Genomic DNA, 20,107 nt, shown 5'->3' on the forward strand with positions numbered 1-20,107 from the left:
GACGCACACGACACGGCGCACCATTGCCGTATACGAAGAACGGACCGCCATCGGCTATCGCGCATCGCCACCTCGATCAGGATTTCGGAGCGAACTTCCAGCCGCGCCCGCTGTATTCCAGCGACACGTACCGGTCCCGCCCGTTGGATTGGTCATAACCGCCGAAGAACATCAGGTTGCCGAGCCGGCGATACGGCCCATACTCGGCTGCGTCACGAACCTTGTGGCCGTGCAGCGTCATGTCGATGGCGTTGGCCCAGTCCTCGAAACCCGACGCAACCCGAATCGAATACCTGACGTCCGTCCGGTACGAACCGGTGAGATCCTTGTATACGCTCCCGTTGATCTGCGACCGGTCCGACGAGTCGCCGACAAAGAAATCGGCCTCGAGCGAAGTGAAGCCGTCGTACACATAGCGGCCGAAGCACAGCGCCTTCGGCGTCCCGCCGGCCTGGGCGCGCACATACGGTTTCGCCCGCGGAGCAAGGTCGTAGATGCGCCGTTCATGCGGATAGAACTGTACCGGCCCGACATTCGGATTCGGCACGACCTTGCGGGTGACGAAGCCGATGTCGGCCAGCGCCTCCAGCAGCGCCAGCGTATATTTGGTCTGCGTGTACACCGGCGCGTCGAAATCGTAAGTGACCGGCCAGCGGCGATATTCGTCGCACACTTCGCCGCTCGTGTAGCGCAGCGCATCCTGGCGCGCGAATGCTTCGGCCTCGGACGCCGAAGGCGGGCTCGGAAACGCCTGCGCCCGAACTTCCGAAAGCAGGCCCGGGAATCGGGACCGGCCGAAATAGGCGGCGAGCACGAACGTAATGAGCAGAACGGCCAGCAGATGTCTTTTTTTGAATTGCCTCGTCGCCATCACGATGACTCACTCGCTGCGATTTTCGAAAGGATTCGTTGGATATCGGCATGCGCCGTCGCATCCCGTCATTCCGGCGCATCGGCGATTCTACTCAATTCGCTGTCGGGTCATCGTCCGAGCACCGTTCCGGGCACGTTGCAAGGCGCGCACGCGCACCGCTGTAAAATCCCGTCGTTTGAGCGGGCGCGGTTCATTCGTCGCCGCCGCATTACCCGATTGATTTCGTTATCGTTTTTGCCGCCCGGACCATGACCTATTCGCTTGCCGCCCCCTGTATCCGGGAACTGGAAATCCGCAAGAGCCGCTTCATCGCACACGCGATCCCCGTAGAAGACCGCGACGCCGCCATGCTGGAACTGCAGCGCCTGCGCGACGCGCATCCGACGGCCACGCACGTGTGCTGGGCACTGCTCGCGGGCGGGCAATCGGGCATGTCGGACGACGGCGAGCCGTCCGGCACCGCGGGCCGGCCGATCCTCGAAGTGCTGCGCCATCACGATCTCGACGGCGTCCTCGGCGCGGTCGTGCGCTACTACGGCGGCGTCAAGCTCGGCGCAGGCGGCCTGGTGCGCGCCTATACGGATGCGATCGCGTCGGCGCTGCTCGATGCCGAGCGCGTCGAGCGCATCCGGCACACGCGATTCGCGATCGAGATCGGCTACCCCGACGAGGCGCGCGTGCGCCGCTGGATCGAACAGGCCGGTTACGAACTGGTGGACAGTGCGTACGGGATGACGGTGAAGCTCGTGATCAAGCTGCCCGAGACCGCCGAAAGCGATGCGAAATCGGCGCTGTTCGACCTGACCCAGGGGCGCTCGGGTTTCCCGGAGCTGTAACGACGGCCACGATCGCGCGCCGATGCAGACGCGACCGTGCGCCGACGCTCAGTAAACCTCGGGCACGATCATGTCGTCCGGCACGGGCCGGCGAATGTAGTCCTCGTGGTGCTCACGCTGCGGCAGGTCGATCGGTGCGCGCGGCACCTCGTGATACGGCACCTGGCCCAGCAGATGGTGGATGCAGTTCAGCCGCGCGCGCTTCTTGTCGACGGCCTGCACGACCCACCACGGCGCTTCCGGAATATGCGTCCGCTGCAGCATCTCTTCCTTCGCGGCCGTATAGGCTTCCCAGCGGCGGCGGCTCTCGAGGTCCATCGGGCTCAGCTTCCACTGCTTCAGCGGATCCTCGATCCGGCTCTGGAAACGCAGTTCCTGCTCGTGATCGGTGATCGAGAACCAGTACTTGACGATCTGGATCCCGCTGCGCGCGAGCATCTTCTCGAACTCGGGCACCGACCGGAAAAACTCCTCGTATTCGTCGTCGGTGCAGAAATTCATCACGCGTTCGACGCCCGCGCGGTTATACCAGCTCCGGTCGAACAGCACGATCTCGCCGCCGGCCGGCAGATGCGCGACATAGCGCTGGAAATACCATTGCGTGCGCTCGCGGTTGCTCGGCGCGGGCAGCGCCGCCACGCGGCACACGCGCGGGTTCAGCCGCTGCGTGATGCGCTTGATCACGCCGCCCTTGCCGGCCGCGTCGCGGCCCTCGAAGATGACGACGAGCCGGTGCCCGGTGCTCACGACCCAGTCCTGCAGCTTCACGAGTTCGCCCTGCAGCCGGAACAGCTCGCGGAAATACTGCTTGCGGGCCTCGCGGCGCTCCGGCGAGAACAGCAGATCCTCGCCGCTGTCGAAACGACGATCGTCGAGCTCCATCTCGAGCTCTTCGTCGTAGGCATCGACCAGATCCTCCTCGAAACGGCGCTGGCGCGCCTCGAGCGCCTGCATGTCGGAGCGGTCGTCGGTCTCGGTACGCGTGTCGTTGTCGCCCATGGGGCCTCCTTCCATCACAATGTCGCAGCCAAACCGCGACATTATCTCAGCCTGACGCGTCAATTTGATGAATGTCACGCACCGCGGCGGTCGCCGGGATCCGGCCGCGCGCGCCAACGGTGAAGGCAGGATCCCGGACGCCCCTCACCTTCGCGGACACCTTGCCCCGCCCCGGCCGCAGCAGGCCGCGACCGGCTGTGCGAAGTCGACGGGCATCCGCGCACCGCATCGTGCATTCACGCGTCCGCTTCAAGTTGCGCACGCAACCTTTTCGAAAAACGTCCGCGCTGCCGCCTTTCATCCCGTCGCGCCAACGCATCGCAACCGTGCATCGCCGCATCCGCCCCGCACCCATCCATCGCGCAACGACCATACCCGGACATCACACCCTTCGCCCCCGCCGCTGTCGCAACGTGCAGGGGTATACGCGATGTTGCATCCGAAAAAAACTTTGCTTAGAGTGCATCCCATCGATCCGGCGGACAAAGACGTCCCACGATCGTGCGCAACGCGTGCCTAATAGCCGCGCTTCGCCGGCCTCCGAACAGGCCCCCCGATCCGCATTTCCGTTATCCGACAGCGTTGTCGGATGAACGAACCGGCAAAGAAGCCCTTGCCTCGCTCGTCGAGGCAAGGGCTTTTTTTTGCTTTCCGAAAACGTATGCCTCACCCGTCCCAGGAGCCCACCATGCGTCATGGCGATATTTCCAGCAGCAACGACGCCGTCGGCGTCGCCGTCGTCCAGTACAAGATGCCGCGCCTGCATACGCGCGCCGACGTGATCGCAAACGCGCGCGAGATCGCAGAGCGCGTCATCGGCATCAAGCGCGGCCTGCCCGGCATGGATCTGATCGTGTTTCCCGAGTATTCGACGCACGGGATCATGTACGACGCGAAGGAGATGTACGACACCGCGTCGACGATCCCCGGCGAGGAAACCGACATCTTCGCGGCCGCGTGCCGCAAGGCCAACGTGTGGGGCGTGTTCTCGCTGACGGGCGAACGTCACGAGGAGCATCCGAACAAGGCGCCGTACAACACGCTGGTGCTGATCGACAACCACGGCGAGATCGTGCAGAAGTACCGCAAGATCATGCCGTGGGTGCCCGTCGAAGGCTGGTATCCGGGCGACTGCACGTACGTCGCCGAGGGGCCGAAGGGGTTGAAGATCAGCCTGATCATCTGCGACGACGGCAACTATCCGGAGATCTGGCGCGACTGCGTGATGCGCGGCGCCGAACTGGTCGTGCGCTGCCAGGGCTACATGTACCCGGCGAAGGACCAGCAGGTGCTCGTGTCGAAGGCGATGGCGTTCATGAACAACTGCTACGTGGCGGTCGCGAACGCGTCCGGATTCGACGGCGTGTACTCGTATTTCGGCCACTCGGCGATCGTCGGCTTCGACGGCCGCACGCTCGGCGAATGCGGCGAGGAAGAGAACGGCGTGCAGTACGCGGAGCTGTCGGTAAGCCTGATTCGCGACGCGCGCCGCAACATGCAGTCGCAAAACCACCTGTACAAGCTGCTGCATCGCGGCTACACCGGAAAGATCGGTTCCGGCGAAGCGCCGAACGGCGTCGCGCAGTGCCCGTTCGAGTTCTATGCGAACTGGGTGAACGACCCCGACGGCACGCGCCAGGCTGTCGAGCGGCTCACGCGCGCGACGCCCGGCACGCCCGAATGCCCGATCGACGGCATTCCGTCCGAAGCGCCCGCGCATCGCTGAACGCCGCCCGGCCGTTCGCGCTGCGTGCGCGAACGGCGCCGTCCCACTCCGGAGTCTTCGTCATGCTCGGTGTCGCTCTCTTCTTCATCGGCGCGGTGCTGGTCGTCAACGGCGTTGCGCTGACCGGCCGCATCGAACCGCGCGATGCGGCCGGCCTGAACCTGCTGGTCGGGCTGCTCGCGCTGCTGATCAATCTCGCGGGCCTCGCGCAGGCGTCGGCGCCGGCCCAGTATTTCTCCAGCGCCGGCGGCCTGCTGTTCGCATTCACGTACCTGTACCTGGCGGCCGTCCAGTGGCGCGGGCTGCAAGGCGCGGGGCTCGGCTGGTATTGCCTGTTCGTCGCGATCAGCGCGCTCGTCTATGCCGGCACGTCGCACGACCTGCGGTTCGGCGCGATGTGGCTGCTGTGGTCGAGCCTGTGGTTCCTGTTCTTCGTCGCGCTCGGGCTCAAACGGCGCGTGCGCTTCCTGCCCGGCTACACGATCGCGATCGGCGTCGGCACCTGCTGGCTGCCCGGGATGCTGATGATGACGGGGAGGTGGTAATGACCGCACGCGATACACCGCTCGCCGCCGATCCGCTCGCCGGCCATCGCATCGCCGATGCGCCGTTCTACCAGTCGGCCGGCGCCGACGCCGACTGGTTCGAGACGGCCTGCCGCCAGCATCTGCCGGTCCTGCTGAAAGGGCCGACCGGCTGCGGCAAGACCCGTTTCGTCGAATACATGGCATGGCGCATGGGCTTGCCGCTGATCCAGGTCGCGTGCAACGACGACACGTCGGCCGCCGACCTGACGGGCCGCCACCTGCTCGACGCCAATGGCACCTACTGGGCCGACGGGCCGCTCACGCTCGCGGCGCGGCATGGCGCGATCTGCTATCTCGACGAGATCGTCGAGGCGCGCCCCGACGCGACGGTCGTGATCCATCCGCTGACCGACTCGCGGCGCGTGCTGCCGCTCGACCGTCTCGGCGAGGTCGTGCACGCGCATCCGGATTTCCATCTGGTGATCTCGTACAACCCCGGCTATCACGGCGAACATCGGCGGCTGAAGCCGTCGACGCGGCAGCGCTTCGTCGCGATCGACTTCGGCTATCCGGATGCCGCGCACGAAGCCGACGTCGTCGTGCGCGAAAGCGGCGCCGACCGCGATACCGCGCGCCGGCTCGTCGATCTCGCGCAGCGCACGCGCGCACTGGCCGGCAACGGGCTCGACGAAGGCGCATCGACGCGCCTGCTCGTGCACGCGGCGCGGTTGATCGTCGCGGGGCTCGCGCCGCTCGATGCGTGCCGGATCGCGATCTGCGATGCTGCCACCGACGATCCCGACACGCGCGCCGCGCTGCACACGATGGCCGCCGCGCACTTCGCGACATGAGCGCATTGCAGCTTGCCCGCTTCCTGCACGGGATGACCGCGCGCGAGACCGACGTGCGACTCGACGATGCGGCGCCGCGCGCGACGCTCGGCCATGCCGCGCTGCGCGTGCCGCGCGCGTTGCCGCCCGGCGCGCGGGTCGCGGCGGCCGCCCACGGGCTCGCGCACTGGCGCCATTCGCCGTCGGGCGAGCCGATCGACACGCTGACGCCGATCGGCGTCGCGATCGCCGGTGTGATCGAGGACGCGCGCGTCGAAACGCTGCTGGCCGCCGAGTGGCCCGGGCTCGCGACCTTCTGGGCGCCCGCGTTCGCGCCGATCGATCGCGAAGGGCTCACGTTCGGCCGGCTGTGCGCGCGGCTTGCGAAGGCGCTGTTCGATCCGTCCTATCGCGACGGCAACCCGTGGGTCGACAAGGGCGCGCGGCTGTTCGACGCACGGCGCGCGGCGCTCGACGACTACCGCGCGTTTCGCTCGATCGCGTCGCGGCTCGCGAACGATCTCGGTCAGATGCGCGTGCGCTTCGAGCCCGACGACGGCAGCTGGCTGCCGTATCGCGACGACAACGCGTGGCTGTGGGCGCAGCCGGCCGATGCCGCCGAACGCGCCGGCAACGAGGGCGTCGAAACGTCGGCCGCGACCGGCAGCGCGAACGGTACGCAGGACGACGAAGCGCCGTCCGCACCCGATGCGCGGCGCTATCCGGAATGGAATTGCCACACGCAGCGCGAACGACCCGACTGGACGACGATCGTCGAACGCGCGCCGACCGAATCCGCGCCGTCGCCTGCGCTGGCCGCGCTGATCGAAGCCGACCGGCGCGCCGCGAAGCGGATCGCGAGCACCCGTGCGGCAGAACCGATGCGGCGCATCGGCCGCCAGCTCGACGGCGACGCGCTCGACGTCGATGCGGCAATCGCGGCGCGCATCGCGCGGCGCGCCGGGCAGGCGCCTGATCCGCGCGTGTTCCGCCGCCGCATGCCGCACGATGCGCGCGGGCCGGTGCTGATCCTGCTCGACCTGTCGGCGTCGACGGCCGCGCAGGTCGCCGCGCTCGAGAAGCGCGCCGCGTTCGTGCTCGGCGACCTGTTCGACCGGCAGCGCCGGCGCTGGGCCGTGCACGGCTATACGTCGGACGGCCGGCATCGCGTGTACTACGCACGCTTCAAGGATTTCGGCGACGCGTTCGACGCAGGCCGCCGCACCGCGCTGCTGGCGGCCGATGCGGGCATGAGCACACGCACCGGCGCGGCCTTGCGTCATGCGCTGGCGCTGCTGCGCCGCGAGACGGCGTCCGAGCGGGCCGCCGTGCTGATGATCGGCGACGGCGAGGCCGCCGACATCGACGTGTTCGATCCGCGCTACCTCGTCGAGGATGCACGCCGTGCCGTGCGCCAGGGCCGCCAGCGCGGCGTCGCGATCGCTGGCCTGTCGTTCGGCGCGCCGCCCGGCTTGTCTACAATACTCGGCGGCGGCCCGCACTGCGTGCATGCGGCGAATGGCGACGCGTTGCCCGCGATCGTCGCGCGAACGGCCGGGCGCTTGACCGCCTGACGGCCTCATCAGCAGAAACAGGACAGACCCGATGAAGAGTGTGAAGGTTGGCGTGTTGTTCTCGCAGAGCGGATGCACGTCGCACCTTGGCCAGAGCCAGTTGCGCGGCACGCTGCAGGCAATCGCCGAGATCAACGAGACGGACGGCGCGAACGGCTGCGAGATCGTGCCGGTCGTGCGCGACGCGTGCTCGGACCCGGCCGTCTATGCGCGGCTCGCGGAGGAACTGATCGCGACCGAGCGCGTGAACGTGCTGTTCGGCGCATACATGTCGAGCAGCCGCAAGGCGCTGATTCCGATCGTCGAGAAGTGGGACAAGCTGCTGTTCTACCCGACGCTCTACGAAGGCTTCGAGTTCTCGCCGAACGTGATCTACACGGGCGCCGCGCCGAACCAGAACAGCGTGCAGCTCGCCGCGTTCATGACCGCGCAGTTCGGCGCGCGCGTGTATCTCGTCGGCTCCGACTACATCTACCCGTACGAGTCGAACCGCATCATGATCGACCTCGTCACGCAGCATCCGGAAGGCCAGATCCTCGGCGAGGTGTACATGCCGCTCGTCGCGTCCGAGCAGGATTTCGCGCCGGTCGTCGCGGACATCCGCGCGAAGGCGCCCGACTTCGTGTTCAGCACGCTGGTCGGCGACAGCACCGCCGCGTTCTACCGCGCATATGCGCAGGCCGGCCTCGATGCGCGCAGGATGCCGATCGCGAGCCTGACCACGTCGGAGATCGAGCTGCGCCAGATGGGCGCGGCGGCGGCCGGCCATTACACGTCGTCGCCCTATTTCCAGACTGTCGATTCGGACGTGAACCGGCGCTGCATCGCGCAGCTGAAGGCGCGCTTCGGCGACGACGCCTGCGCGTCCGCGCCGTGGGAAGCCGCCTATTTCCAGGTCCACCTGTTCGCGAATGCGCTCGCGCGCGCCGGAACCGACCAGCGCGACCGGCTCGTCGAGCACCTCGCCGATGCGGAATTCGACGCGCCGCAGGGACGCGTGAAGATCGACCGGCTCACGCAGCATACGTGCCTGTATCCGCGCATCGGCTGCGCGACGGCCGACGGCGATTTCACGATCGTGCGCGAGGCGACGCGGCGCGTGCATCCCGATCCATATCTCGTCACGCACTCGCTCGGCGACCGGGTGCACACGCCCGACGAACTGAAGGCCTGACGACGATGCGCGCCCGCACCCCGATCCGCTCGACGCCGCGCCTGCTCGCCGAACTCCGTTCGCTGCGCGTAATGGTGTACTACCCGGACGACGACAACGGCCTGCTGATCGTCGAGCAGCTGTCGCGCATCGGCTGCCCGAGCGAGCAGCGCTGGCCGCCGCCCGCCGCGCTGCCGGAGAGCGTCGATCTCGTGATCCTCGCGGTGCGGCCCGACCTGCTGCACCTGTCGATCCCGTGGCTGGAGGACGACGCGCGGCCGCCGCTGATCGCCGTGACCACCTACGAAAGCCCGACCATCCTCGAACTGATGCTGCGCATCGACGCGCAGAGCGCGGTCACGACGCCGGTGCGCTCGTTCGGGCTGCTGAGCGCAATGGCGCTCGCGTGCCACCAGGGCCGCCGCCACGACGAATACCGGCGCCGCATCGCGCAGCTCGAACAGCGCGTGATGTCCGCGCGCACGCTGCAGGAAGCGAAGACGCTGCTGATGCAGCACAACGGCATCAGCGAGGAAGAGGCCTACCAGCAGATCCGCTCGCAGGCGATGGAGCGGCGCGTGTCGATCAACCAGCTCGCCGAGCAGATCGTGCATGCGCATGCACTGCTGAAGCGGTGACGAATGAAAAACGCCGGGCACCGGCCCGGCGTCCATACCAAACCGTTCACGCGATCACCTGCAGGCTCGCGCGAACGACTCCCGTCAACGGATGATCCGCGTGACGCCGCGCCCGCGCGGGTCGGCCACCGCTTCCGGCGTCTTGCCGTCGATCTTGATCACCTGGATGTCGCCGCTGAAGTCCTGCCCCTTCAGCGTATAGCCGCGCGCCTCGATCTGCTTTGCAAGCTCGCCTTCGATCGGGTGGTACGGCTCCCAGAAGATCGTGTTCGGCGGCAGCAGCTGGTGATGGAAGCGCATCGCGCCGACCGCCTCCTTCAACGGCATCTTGAAGTCGTACACGTTGTTGATCACCTGGAAGATCGACGTGAAGATCCGCGAGCCGCCCGGCGTGCCGATCACCAGCGACACCTTGCCGTCCTTCGTCATGATGGTCGGCGACATCGACGACAGCGGCCGCTTCTTCGGCTCGATCGCGTTCGCGTCGCTGCCGACCACGCCGAACATGTTCGCGACGCCCGGCTTCGCGGAGAAGTCGTCCATCTCGTCGTTCAGCACGATGCCGGTGCCGTCGGCGACCACGCCCGAGCCGAAATAGCCGTTGATCGTGTACGTGTTCGACACCGCGTTGCCCCACTTGTCGACGACCGAGAAGTGCGTCGTTTCGGCCTTTTCCGGCATCGTCGTGCCGAGGCCCGGCTGCACGCTCTTGGTGTCCGACGGCTCCTTCGGGTTCACCTCGGCCGCGCGCTTCGCGATATAGGCATCGTCGGTCAGCTGCGCGACCGGCACCTTGTAGAAGTCCGGGTCGCCGAGATACTGCGCGCGATCGGCGAACACGCGCTTCTCGATTTCGGCGATCAGGTGGATGTACTGCGGCGAATTCAGCGGCACGCCTTCGAAATCCTGCTTGAGATCGGCCTTCATCTTCAGCAACTGCACGAGGCCGATGCCGCCCGAACTCGGGGGCGGCGCGGTGATCACGTCATAGCCGTTCCATTTCGCCTGCACCGGCTGGCGCCACACCGCGCGGTACTGCGCGAGATCCTCGGTGGTGATCAGGCCGTTGCCGTCGCCGGTCTTCATCGACGCGGCGATCAGCTCGGCCGTCTTGCCCTTGTAGAAGCCTTCCGCGCCGCCGTTCGCGATGCGCGTCAGTACGTCGGCGAGATCGGGCTGCTTGAAGTTCGCGCCGGCCTTCAGGCCCGAGAAGTACTTGTCGAAGTTGGTCTTGCCGCCGAACTCCTTCGACGCGTCGACGCCGCGCTGCGCGAGCTGCTCGTCGACGATGAAGCCGTCGCGCGCATAGTGGATCGCCGGCGCGAGCACCTGCTTCCACTTCAGCCTGCCGAAGCGCTTCTGCGCTTCCCACATGCCCGCGACCGTGCCCGGCACGCCGGCCGCGCGCGGACCGTACAGGCTCATGCCCTTGATGACGTTGCCGTCCTTGTCGAGGTACATGTCCTTGGTCGCGGCGAGCGGCGCGCGCTCGCGGTAGTCGATGAAGTAAGGCTTGCCGTCCTTGTAGATCGTCATGAAGCCGCCGCCGCCGATATTGCCCGCTTCCGGGTACGTGACGGCGAGCGTGAAGGCGATCGCGACGGCCGCGTCGATCGCGTTGCCGCCCTCCTTGAAGATCCGCTCCGCGGCATCCGCGCTGTATTTGTCGGCCACCGCGACCGCGGAACTGGTCAGGACCGCCGGCTGCGGCCCTTTCGCATAGACGGGTGCGTTCGGCAGGAAACCGATGCCGGCCGCCGTCGCCAGCGCGACAGCGGATGATTTGAAGCGATTCAGCGTAGTCATTGCATGTCCCCCATATGGATCTCCTTCAGGCAGGAAAGGCACCTGATCCGCTTATGGCCGCTGGCGCGCCGACAGCCATATGCCGGTTTCGTAGTATAGGGGGACAAAAAGGGTCGAACACGCGACCCGCGATAAAAGCCGTCGATTGTGTGCGTCCGGTCACGCAGCGCCGCCGGCGCACGCATGCTGCGGCGCGCCGAAAACGGCCGACGCGGGCCACGATTGCCTCGATGCACGAAACCGAAAGTTGCAAACTGCGCGGCGGCCCCGCCGCACATGCAAAAAATCTGCGGCGAACCGCTCCGCTGCGCGCACCGATCTGAGAAGATAGCGCCCCGCTTTCGCGCCGCATCATCGTTTCGTTCACACCGCTTCACGTTTCCTCGTCCCGTTTCCTATGGCATCACACAACGCGCATCATGCGTCCGGCTTCGCGGCCGGCGTCGCCGCCGCCGTTCTCGTCGCGCATACCGGCACGACCGGCCCGTGGCATGCAGGCCTCGTCGCCGCATTCGCGGCGGGCGTCGCGGGCGGCACCGCGCCCGACTGGCTCGAACTCGCGTGGTGGAGCCGCAAGCGCCGTCTATGGATCGCGCATCGCACCGTCACGCACTGGGGGATCGGCTGGCTCGCGCTGCTCGCGTTCGCGTGGCACGGGCTCACCCATCAGCCGCATCCGCTGTGGGCTGCGCCGCTGTTCGGCTTCGCGTGCGGCGGCCTGATGCACCTGCTCGCCGACTGGCCGAACCCGCTCGGCGTGCCGTGGATCTGGCGCCGTCATTCGCTGAACCTGTGGAACAGCGGACATTGCGACCTGATCGTGGTCGCCGCCGCGTGGGGCGGCGCGCTGTGGCTCGCGCAATCGCTGTGGACGCGCGCGCCGCTGCTGGAGCACTGGCTCGGCTGGCTGCATCGCGTATGACGCCGCCCGCTGCGGCGGCGTGTCGCCGCAGCGCGTTCGCCTTTCCCGCATTCGGGACGGGCGCCGCTTCCCTTTCTCGTCGCGGATCGCATCGAAAGCGGCATTGAAAGCCGTCCGCGCGTCCTCATCTGCCGGGATGCCGCGCCTGCGCGGCGCATGCACCGCGGCCGCCGCATCGCGTCCGGCACATGCCCGCGACGTCTGGCACACTGGCGATTCGCGCGCCGCGTATCCCGCCCGCTCGCACCCCATTTCAACGAACCGATGGACGTCACCGCCACCCGCCCCGCCACTCGTGCGCTCGACGTGTTCCACCCGGCCGTCGCCGCGTGGTTCCGCCGCACGTTCGCCGCGCCGACCGGCGCGCAGGCGCTCGCGTGGCCGCACATCAAGGCCGGCCGGTCGACGCTCGTCGCCGCGCCGACCGGCTCCGGCAAGACGCTCACCGCGTTTCTCTGCGCGCTCGACGAACTCGTGCGCGATGCGCTCGCGCACGACGGCGCGCTGCCCGACGCGACGCTCGTCGTCTACGTGTCGCCGCTGAAGGCGCTGTCGAACGACATCCACGTGAACCTCGATGCACCGCTCGCCGGCATCGCCGCGTCGCTCGCGCAGCTCGGCCTGCCGGTGCCGGAGATCCGCACCGCGGTGCGCACCGGCGACACCACGCAGGCCGAACGCGCCGCCCTGCGCAAGCGCGCGCCGCACATCCTCGTGACGACGCCCGAATCGCTGTACGTGCTGCTGTCGTCGACGTCGGGACGGCAGATGCTGTCGACCGTGCGATCGGTGATCGTCGACGAGATCCATGCGCTCGCGTCGTCCAAGCGCGGCAGCCATCTCGCGCTGTCGCTCGAACGCCTCGACGCGCTGACCGGCCGCGCGCTGCCGCGCATCGGGCTGTCGGCCACGCAAAAGCCGATCGACGCGGTCGCGCGCTTCCTGGTCGGCGGCCCGGCCGACGCGCCGCGCGACTGCACGATCGTCGACACCGGCCACGCGCGCGAGCGCGATCTCGCGCTCGAACTGCCGAACGTGCCGCTCGAACCAGTGATGGCGACCGACGTATGGGAACAGGTGTACGACCGGATCGCCGCGCTCGCGGCCGCGCACCGCACGACGCTCGTGTTCGTCAACACGCGGCGCACCGCGGAGCGCATGGCGCGGCATCTCGCCGAGCGGCTCGGCAAGGACGCGATCGCCGCGCATCACGGCAGCCTCGCGAAAGAACACCGCTTCGACGCCGAGCAGCGCCTGAAGCGCGGCGAGCTGAAGCTGCTGGTCGCGACCGCGTCGCTCGAACTCGGCATCGACATCGGCGACGTCGATCTCGTCTGCCAGGTCGGTTCGCCGCGCGGGATCGCGCCGTTCCTGCAGCGCGTCGGCCGTTCGGGTCACCACGTCGGCGGCATGCCGAAAGGCCGGCTGTTTCCGCTGTCGCGCGACGAACTGGTCGAATGCGCGGCGCTGCTCGATTGCGTGCGGCGCGGCGAACTCGACACGCTGCGGATTCCGCAGGCGCCGCTCGACGTGCTCGCGCAGCAGATCGTCGCCGAAGTCGCGTGCGCCGAATGGCAGGAGGACGCGCTGTACGCGAGCTTCACGCGCGCGGCGCCGTACGCACACCTGTCGCGCGAGCGCTTCGACGAAGTGATGAAGATGCTCGCGGAAGGCTTCTCGAGCCGCCGCGGCGTGCGCGCCGCGTACCTGCACCGCGACGTGGTCGGCGGCACGGTGCGCGGCCGCCGCAGCGCGATGATGACCGCGACGACCTCCGGCGGCACGATCCCGGACATGGCCGACTACGCAGTGCTGCTGGAGCCGCAGGGCATCCAGGTCGGCACCGTCAACGAGGATTTCGCGGTCGAGAGCCTCGCCGGCGACGTGTTCCAGCTCGGCAACCAGTCGTACCGGATCATTCGCGTGGAAACCGGCCGCGTGCGCGTCGAGGACGCGCACGGCCAGTCGCCGAGCATTCCGTTCTGGCTCGGCGAGGCGCCGGGGCGCAGCGACGAACTGTCGGCGGCGGTCGGCCGGCTGCGCGCGCAGCTCGATGCGTTGTTCGCCGAAGGCGAGCGGCACGCGCATGCCGGCGCAAAGGCGGCAAGCGGAGCGAAGGCCAAGGGCGGCGTGAAATCGGCATCGCCTGCCGGAATCGGGGCCGAGGCCGCGAGCGGCGCGCAACGCAGCACGGCCGTTGCCGATCCGGCCAATAATCCCGCCGCGGAAAGCCGCCTCGCGCCGGCGCTGCACTGGCTCGTCGACGCGCTGCGCGTGTCGCCCGACGCCGCACGCCAGATCGCCGACTACCTCGTCCGCGCGCGCGCCGCGCTCGGCGCGCTGCCGACGCAGGACACGCTCGTGATGGAGCGCTTCTTCGACGAATCGGGCGGCATGCAGCTCGTCATTCACTCGCCGTACGGCAGCCGCATCAACCGCGCGTGGGGGCTTGCGCTGCGCAAACGCTTCTGCCGCAACTTCAACTTCGAGCTGCAGGCCGCCGCGACCGACGACGCGATCGTCCTGTCGCTGTCGCTCGCACACAGCTTTGCGCTCGACGAAGTGTGGCGCTACCTGCGTTCGGCCAGCGCCGAGCACGTGCTGATCCAGGCGCTGCTCGACGCGCCGCTGTTCGGCGTGCGCTGGCGCTGGAACGCGACCACGGCGCTCGCGCTGCCGCGCTTCACGGGCGGCAAGCGCACCGCGCCGCAACTGCAGCGGATGAAGAGCGACGACCTGCTCGCGACCGTGTTCCCCGATCAGGTCGCGTGCCTCGAGAACGTCGTCGGCGAACGCGAGATTCCGCATCATCCGCTCGTCGACCAGACGCTCGACGACTGCCTGCACGACGCGATGGACACCGACGGCTGGCTCGCGCTGCTGCGCCGGATCGAAAGCGGCGCGATCGAACTCGTCGCGCGCGACCTGCCGGCGCCGTCGCCGCTCGCGGCCGAGATCCTCAACGCGAAGCCCTACGCGTTCCTCGACGACGCGCCGCTCGAAGAGCGCCGCACGCAGGCCGTGCAGTCGCGCCGCTGGAGCGACCCGGAATCGGCCGACGATCTCGGCGCGCTCGACGCCGACGCGATCGACGCGGTGCGCGACGAAGCGTGGCCGCTGGTGCGCGACGCGGACGAAATGCACGACGCGCTGCTGACGCTCGCCTGCATCGCCGACGACGAAGCGCAGGCGCACGAAGGCTGGCCCGCCCGGCTCGCGGAACTGGCCGAACGCCGTCGCGCGACGAAGCTCGCGACGCCGGACGGCGCGGCGCTGTGGGTGCCGGTCGAACGGCTGGTCTGCCTGCGCGCGCTGCATCCCGACGCCCGCGTCGCGCCCGCGCTCAAGATACCGGCCGCCTGCGCCGAACCGTGGGAAGCCGATGCCGCGCTCGTCGACGTGATCCGCGCACGGCTCACCGGCTTCGGCCCGCTGCCGCTCGACGCAATCGCGAAACCGCTCGGCCTGCCGCCCGCGGCCGTCGCGACAGCGCTCGCGGCGCTCGAGCGCGAGGGCTACGTGATGCGCGGCCGCTTCACGCCCGGCACGACGAGCGACGAATGGTGCGAACGCCACCTGCTCGCCCGCATTCATCGCTACACGGTGAAGCGGCTGCGCCGCGAAATCGAACCGGTCGAGCGCGCCGACTTCATGCGCTTCCTGTTCCACTGGCAACACCTGACGCCGGATACGCGCGGCACCGGCCGCGACGCGCTCGCGGCCGTCGTCGAGCAGCTCGAAGGCTACGAGGCCGCGGCCGGTGCGTGGGAAGACGCGCTGCTGCCCGCACGGCTCACCGACTACACGGCCGGCGGCCTCGACGACCTGTGCCGCTCCGGCAAGCTGGTGTGGACCCGCATCGGCGCGCCGGCGCGCGCGGCCGGCACGCCCGTGAAGACCACGCCGATCGTGCTGCTGCCGCGCCGCCATCTCGACGCATGGCAGGCGCTGCGCGATCCCGACGCGCAGCCCGTGCTGTCCGCGCGCGCCGCGCAGGTGCGCGATGCGCTGGCCGCGCACGGCGCGATGTTCTTCGACGCGTTGCTCGACGACTTGCACATGCTGCCCGTCGAACTCGAACAGGCGCTCGGCGAACTCGTGTCGGCCGGCCTCGTGAATGCGGACAGCTTCGCGGGCCTGCGCGCGCTGCTGAAGCCGGCAGTCAAGCGCAGCGCGACCTATGCGCCGCGCACGCGGCGCGGCGGCGCCCTGATCGGCGGCATGGACGACGCCGGCCGCTGGGCGCTCGTGCAGCGCCCGGCGGCGCCGCTCGACACGGCGGCGACCAAACGCGGCGCGCTCGCCGCAACCGATCCCGACGCGCTCGAACGCATCGCGTGGACGCTGCTGCGCCGCTACGGCGTCGTGTTCTGGCGGCTGCTCGAACGCGAGGCCGACTGGCTGCCGAGCTGGCGCGAACTCGTGCGCGTGCTGCAACGCCTCGAAGCGCGCGGCGAGATTCGCGGCGGGCGCTTCGTCGCCGGGCTCGCAGGCGAGCAGTTCGCGTTGCCCGAGGCGATTCCGATTCTGCGCGAACTGCGGCGGCAACCGGGCGACGGGCAAACCGTCTGCGTGACGGGTGTCGATCCGCTCAACCTCGTCGGCACGATGCTGCCCGGCGACAAGGTGCCCGCGCTCGCCGGCAATCGCGTGCTGTTTCGCGACGGCGTGCCGATCGCGTCGCTCGTGTCGGGCGCGTTCCATTACGCGCCCGACCTGTCGCCCGCCGCGCGCGAGGATGCGCGCCTGCGGCTCGCGCGCCGCTACTGACACCGGCTGACAAGCGGCACGCCGCGGACTACTGAACGACGCACCGCGTCGCTGCCGACAGTCGGGTAGCATCGGACGATTATTCATCGCGCGCATTACCGCGCCCACGACAAGATTTCCGGAGACTGCCGCAATGTCCTCGCATGCCGATTCGCCCGCCGCCCGTCACGCCGGCTCGCTGACGATTTTCCAGGGCGCCGCGCTGTATATCGGCGCGGTGCTCGGCACCGGCGTGATCGCATTGCCCGCGCTGGCCGCCGAGGTCGCCGGCCCGGCTTCGCTGCTCGCGTGGGCCGCGCTCGTCGTGCTGTCCGGGCCGCTCGCGGCCACGTTCGCGGCGCTCGGCGCGCGCCATCCCGACGCGGGCGGCGTGTCGACCTATGCGCGTCGCGCGTTCGGGCCGAAGGCGGCCGCGATCGTCGGCTGGTGCTTCTATTTCGCGGTGCCGGCCGGCGCGCCGGCCGCCGCGATGTTCGGCGGCGCCTATGTCGCCGCCGTGACGGGCGGCGGCCACACGACGGTCATCGTCACGGCCGCCGCGCTGATCGCGATCGTCTCGGCCGCGAATGCGTTCGGCGTGACCGTGTCGGGCCGCATGCAGCTCGTGCTGTCCGCGCTGCTCGTCACACTGTTGCTGGCGGCCGTGCTCGCGTCCGCGCCGCATGCGCGCGCGGCGAACCTGCATCCGTTCGCGCCGCACGGCTGGCTCGCCGTCGGACAGGCCGCCGCGCTGCTCGTGTGGAGCTTCGCCGGATGGGAGGCGATCACGCATCTCGCCGCGGAATTCCGGCGGCCCGCGCACGACATGCCGCGCTCGGCCGGCATCGCGGTCGTCGTCGTCGGCCTGCTGTATCTGTCGGTCGCCGCTGCGAGTGTCGCGGTGCTCGGGCCGTCCGCGGGCGCGTCGGGTGCGCCGCTCGCGGAACTGATCGCGGGCGGCCTCGGCGGGCATGCGCAGGTGCTGGCTGCGGTGGCCGCGCTATTGCTCACGCTCGGCACGATGAACGCGTATTTCGCGGGCGCGGCGAAGCTGGGCGCCGCGCTCGGCCGCGACGGCGCGTTGCCGGCATGGCTCGCGCAAGGCAGCCAGGTCGGCGGCGTACCGCGGCGCAGCCTCGGCGTGATCGCCGTGCTCGCGGCCGTCGCGCTGGCCGCGACGACGATCGGCGACGTCGGGCCGAAGCCGCTCGTGCTCGTCACGTCCGGATGTTTCGTGATGGTGTACGGGCTCGGCGCCGCCGCCGCGCTGAAGTTGCTGCCGCGCGGCGGCATCGCCCGTCGTTGCGCGTGGATTTCGCTGGTCGCCGTCGCGGGGCTGTTCCTGACCACCGGATGGTATTTGCTGTGCCCGCTGCTGCTCGCGGGCGGTGCGCTGCTGTATTTGCGCATGACCGGGCCGCACGACTGAGTCGACCGGCATTCGCAGCAGCGCGTGGGCCTGCTCGCCGCCCGACGCCGGTGCCGCCTGCACCGAACCGGCTCGCACCGGACACGCGCCACGGCGGGCGGTAGCGCACCGCCCATCGGGCCAGGCCGCCCCCAATCGCCGCGACGGCCGGGCAGACCGCCCGGCGAGCGCCACGATGGCCGCACGCCGTTGCGGCGAAGCGTCAGGCCGGCACCAGTTCGAAACTCAGCCGTTTGCCGAGCGCCGCGGCGGCGCTCGCGAGCGTCGTCAGCGTGAGGCTTGTGTCGGTTTCGTCGAGCAGCCGGTTGAGCGCGGCACGACTGGTTTTCATGCGCGCGGCCATCGCCGTTTTCGTGATGTGCTGCGCCTTCATTTCCTGCCCGATCTGCCACGCGATCACGCGCTTGATCGCGGTCGCGGTCGCGGCTTCGAGATGACCGTCTTCTTCGAGGAAGGCGTCGAAATCGCTGCCGATGTGGGCGTTGTTGGTGGTCGTCATGTCGTACTCCAGTGCATGGCGTTGCCGGCCGCGTGCCGGCTCAACCGGGAAATTCAGATGGCTCGCGCCAGCGCTTTCAGGCGGGCGAGCGTGACGTCGAGATCGTCCGAAGGCGTGGCCGACGACTGCTTGATGAACCCGTGCAGCAGGACCATCGTGTCGCCGACGACCGTAAACAGCACCCGGGCAATCCGGCGCGGCAGCATGATCCGGATCTCCCACAGATCCTGCGACATCTTCCGGACCAGCGGCATGCCGAGCGGCCAGCCCAGTTGAACGGTCTTGATCTCTTCGCCGATCGCCCTTCTCTCTGCCGGCTCGAGCGCCCTGATCCATTCGCGGACGGGTTCGTTGCCCGCCGCCGTCCTGAAAAAACGCACGCCGAGCGTGACCTGAATCTGCTGTCTCGCCATCGTCTTGTCACCGATCGTATCAAAATTGATACGATATGCCAAGCATGAAAAAGCCGACAGTCGACCGAACAGCCAATCCGGATCCGGCGGATTCGCCGGATCCGCCGCGTGCGCGTCAGCGCTCGCGCCGAACCGGCTTGCGCGCGCCGCGTGACGGCCGGCGCGCACGCGCATCGCCGAAGCGCGCCCGCGCGATCTCCCGCACGGCGTCGATCAGCGTACGCGCGACCGGCGACGGCTGCGCATCGGTTCGCAGGATCAGCCCGACCGGTTCGTCGGTGCCGGCCGACGGCAGCGGCAGGCGCGCCAGCACCCCGGCCGACAGGTCGTACTCGGCCGTATACAGCGGCACGAACCAGATCGCGTCGTTCTCCAGCGCCAGCGCGCGCGCGACCGACACCGACAGCACCTCGATGAACGCATCGAGCGGCGGCGCGCCGCATGCGCCGAGCAGGTGCTCGGCCGACTGCCGGATCAGCGTGCCGTACGGCGGCAGCACGACCGGGTAGTGCGCGAGTTCGGCCGCCGGAGCGGCGCTCGCGAGCAGCGGATGTCCCGCGCGCACGACCGCGACGAGCGGCTCGTTGTACAACTGCTCGAACGCGAGCCCGATCATCCGCTCCGGCTCCGACAGGCGTCCGATCGCGCATTCGATCGCGCCCGCCTTCAGGCGTTCGAGCAGGTCGGCGTTCGCGGCGGTCGCGATCCGCACTACGGCGCGCGGCCAGCGCGCGGTCAGCGCCTTCATCAGCGGGGGCGCGAGCGACGCCGCGACGGTCGGCAGCATGCCGATTTCCAGCGTCGCCGCGGCCGCGCCGCCTTCCCGCGCGAGCAGCCCGACGCCCTGCCGCAACGCAAGCACGCACGCGTTCGCGTGCGGCATGAACAGCTGCGCTTCACGGGTGGGCTGCGCGCCCTGCCGGCCGCGCTCGAACAGCTTCACGCCGAGGATCGCCTCCAGTTCGGCGATCGTCTTCGACACGGCCGGCTGCGTGATCGACAGGCTTTCCGCCGCCTTCTGCACGCCGCCCAACTGCGCGACCGCAAGAAAGCACTGCAGGTGACGGAACTTGACGCGGCCGTCCGCGATACGGTTATTCATAACGTGCGGTTATGCAAAGGACGATGAAGC

16 protein-coding genes are annotated in these 20,107 nt (G+C 69.1%); 10 read left to right on the forward strand and 6 right to left on the reverse strand.

The annotated features are described in order from the left end of the window. Window positions 1-76 precede the first annotated feature (76 nt). Entirely contained in the window at window positions 77-871 is a 795-nt protein-coding gene (locus tag BST28156_RS00265) for a hypothetical protein (RefSeq protein ID WP_174901099.1), read from the reverse strand. A gap of 251 nt (window positions 872-1,122) precedes the next feature. Here BST28156_RS00265 and BST28156_RS00270 point away from each other — a divergent pair, with 251 nt between their 5' ends. Further along, window positions 1,123-1,710, forward strand: coding sequence for an IMPACT family protein (locus BST28156_RS00270; RefSeq protein WP_174901100.1), 588 nt, complete (start codon window positions 1,123-1,125; stop codon window positions 1,708-1,710). A 48-nt stretch (window positions 1,711-1,758) separates the two neighbouring features. Here the strand turns inward: BST28156_RS00270 and ppk2 are convergent, their stop codons facing one another. Then, on the reverse strand, window positions 1,759-2,709 hold the full coding sequence (gene ppk2 / locus BST28156_RS00275) for a polyphosphate kinase 2 (protein WP_060238494.1): 951 nt from the start codon (window positions 2,707-2,709) through the stop codon (window positions 1,759-1,761). Between the two features lie 688 nt (window positions 2,710-3,397). Between ppk2 and BST28156_RS00280 the strand changes: the two genes are divergently transcribed. The 6 genes from BST28156_RS00280 to BST28156_RS00305 all read left to right on the forward strand — a co-directional run bounded on the left by BST28156_RS00280 (window position 3,398) and on the right by BST28156_RS00305 (window position 9,157). Then, a complete protein-coding gene (locus BST28156_RS00280; RefSeq protein WP_174901101.1) occupies window positions 3,398-4,435 on the forward strand; it encodes an aliphatic amidase in 1,038 nt (345 codons plus the stop codon). A 62-nt stretch (window positions 4,436-4,497) separates the two neighbouring features. Then, window positions 4,498-4,980, forward strand: a complete 483-nt coding sequence (locus tag BST28156_RS00285) for an AmiS/UreI family transporter (protein WP_174901102.1) — start codon at window positions 4,498-4,500, stop codon at window positions 4,978-4,980. Then, window positions 4,980-5,813 (forward strand): CbbQ/NirQ/NorQ/GpvN family protein, encoded by an 834-nt coding sequence (locus BST28156_RS00290; protein WP_174901103.1) that lies wholly within the window; start codon window positions 4,980-4,982, stop codon window positions 5,811-5,813. The genes BST28156_RS00285 and BST28156_RS00290 overlap by 1 nt, the downstream gene beginning before the upstream one ends. Then, a complete protein-coding gene (locus BST28156_RS00295; RefSeq protein ID WP_174901104.1) occupies window positions 5,810-7,366 on the forward strand; it encodes a nitric oxide reductase activation protein in 1,557 nt (518 codons plus the stop codon). Before BST28156_RS00290 ends, BST28156_RS00295 begins: the two co-directional genes overlap by 4 nt. Before the next feature lie 31 nt (window positions 7,367-7,397). Beyond that, window positions 7,398-8,540 carry a transporter substrate-binding domain-containing protein gene (locus BST28156_RS00300; RefSeq protein WP_060238517.1) on the forward strand — a complete coding sequence of 381 codons (1,143 nt, stop codon included), beginning with the start codon at window positions 7,398-7,400 and terminating at the stop codon, window positions 8,538-8,540. 5 nt (window positions 8,541-8,545) lie between these two features. Next, window positions 8,546-9,157, forward strand: coding sequence for an ANTAR domain-containing response regulator (locus BST28156_RS00305; protein WP_060238522.1), 612 nt, complete (start codon window positions 8,546-8,548; stop codon window positions 9,155-9,157). Window positions 9,158-9,241: 84 nt separating this feature from the next. Here the strand turns inward: BST28156_RS00305 and ggt are convergent, their stop codons facing one another. Beyond that, entirely contained in the window at window positions 9,242-10,963 is a 1,722-nt protein-coding gene (gene ggt / locus BST28156_RS00310; protein WP_174901105.1) for a gamma-glutamyltransferase, read from the reverse strand. 397 nt (window positions 10,964-11,360) lie between these two features. Between ggt and BST28156_RS00315 the strand changes: the two genes are divergently transcribed. From BST28156_RS00315 to BST28156_RS00325, 3 genes are all read left to right on the forward strand, one after another. Next, window positions 11,361-11,885, forward strand: coding sequence for a metal-dependent hydrolase (locus BST28156_RS00315; RefSeq protein WP_009694477.1), 525 nt, complete (start codon window positions 11,361-11,363; stop codon window positions 11,883-11,885). A 264-nt stretch (window positions 11,886-12,149) separates the two neighbouring features. Next, window positions 12,150-16,655: a DEAD/DEAH box helicase gene (locus BST28156_RS00320; protein ID WP_174901106.1), complete on the forward strand. Its 4,506-nt coding sequence runs from the start codon at window positions 12,150-12,152 to the stop codon at window positions 16,653-16,655. 133 nt (window positions 16,656-16,788) lie between these two features. Further along, complete coding sequence (locus tag BST28156_RS00325) at window positions 16,789-18,063, forward strand: APC family permease (protein ID WP_174901107.1); 1,275 nt, start codon at window positions 16,789-16,791, stop codon at window positions 18,061-18,063. A gap of 202 nt (window positions 18,064-18,265) precedes the next feature. Here the strand turns inward: BST28156_RS00325 and BST28156_RS00330 are convergent, their stop codons facing one another. The 3 genes from BST28156_RS00330 to pcaQ form a co-directional block, all read right to left on the reverse strand. After that, window positions 18,266-18,562, reverse strand: coding sequence for an XRE family transcriptional regulator (locus BST28156_RS00330; RefSeq protein ID WP_009694624.1), 297 nt, complete (start codon window positions 18,560-18,562; stop codon window positions 18,266-18,268). Window positions 18,563-18,615: 53 nt separating this feature from the next. Then, a complete protein-coding gene (locus BST28156_RS00335) occupies window positions 18,616-18,975 on the reverse strand; it encodes a type II toxin-antitoxin system RelE/ParE family toxin (protein WP_060239109.1) in 360 nt (119 codons plus the stop codon). A 115-nt stretch (window positions 18,976-19,090) separates the two neighbouring features. Then, window positions 19,091-20,077 carry a pca operon transcription factor PcaQ gene (gene pcaQ / locus BST28156_RS00340; RefSeq protein ID WP_174901108.1) on the reverse strand — a complete coding sequence of 329 codons (987 nt, stop codon included), beginning with the start codon at window positions 20,075-20,077 and terminating at the stop codon, window positions 19,091-19,093. Between the last annotated feature and the right edge of the window lie 30 nt (window positions 20,078-20,107).

Origin of the sequence: Burkholderia pseudomultivorans, from assembly GCF_902499075.1 — a bacterium.
GTDB classification, from domain to species: Bacteria; Pseudomonadota; Gammaproteobacteria; order Burkholderiales; family Burkholderiaceae; genus Burkholderia; species Burkholderia pseudomultivorans.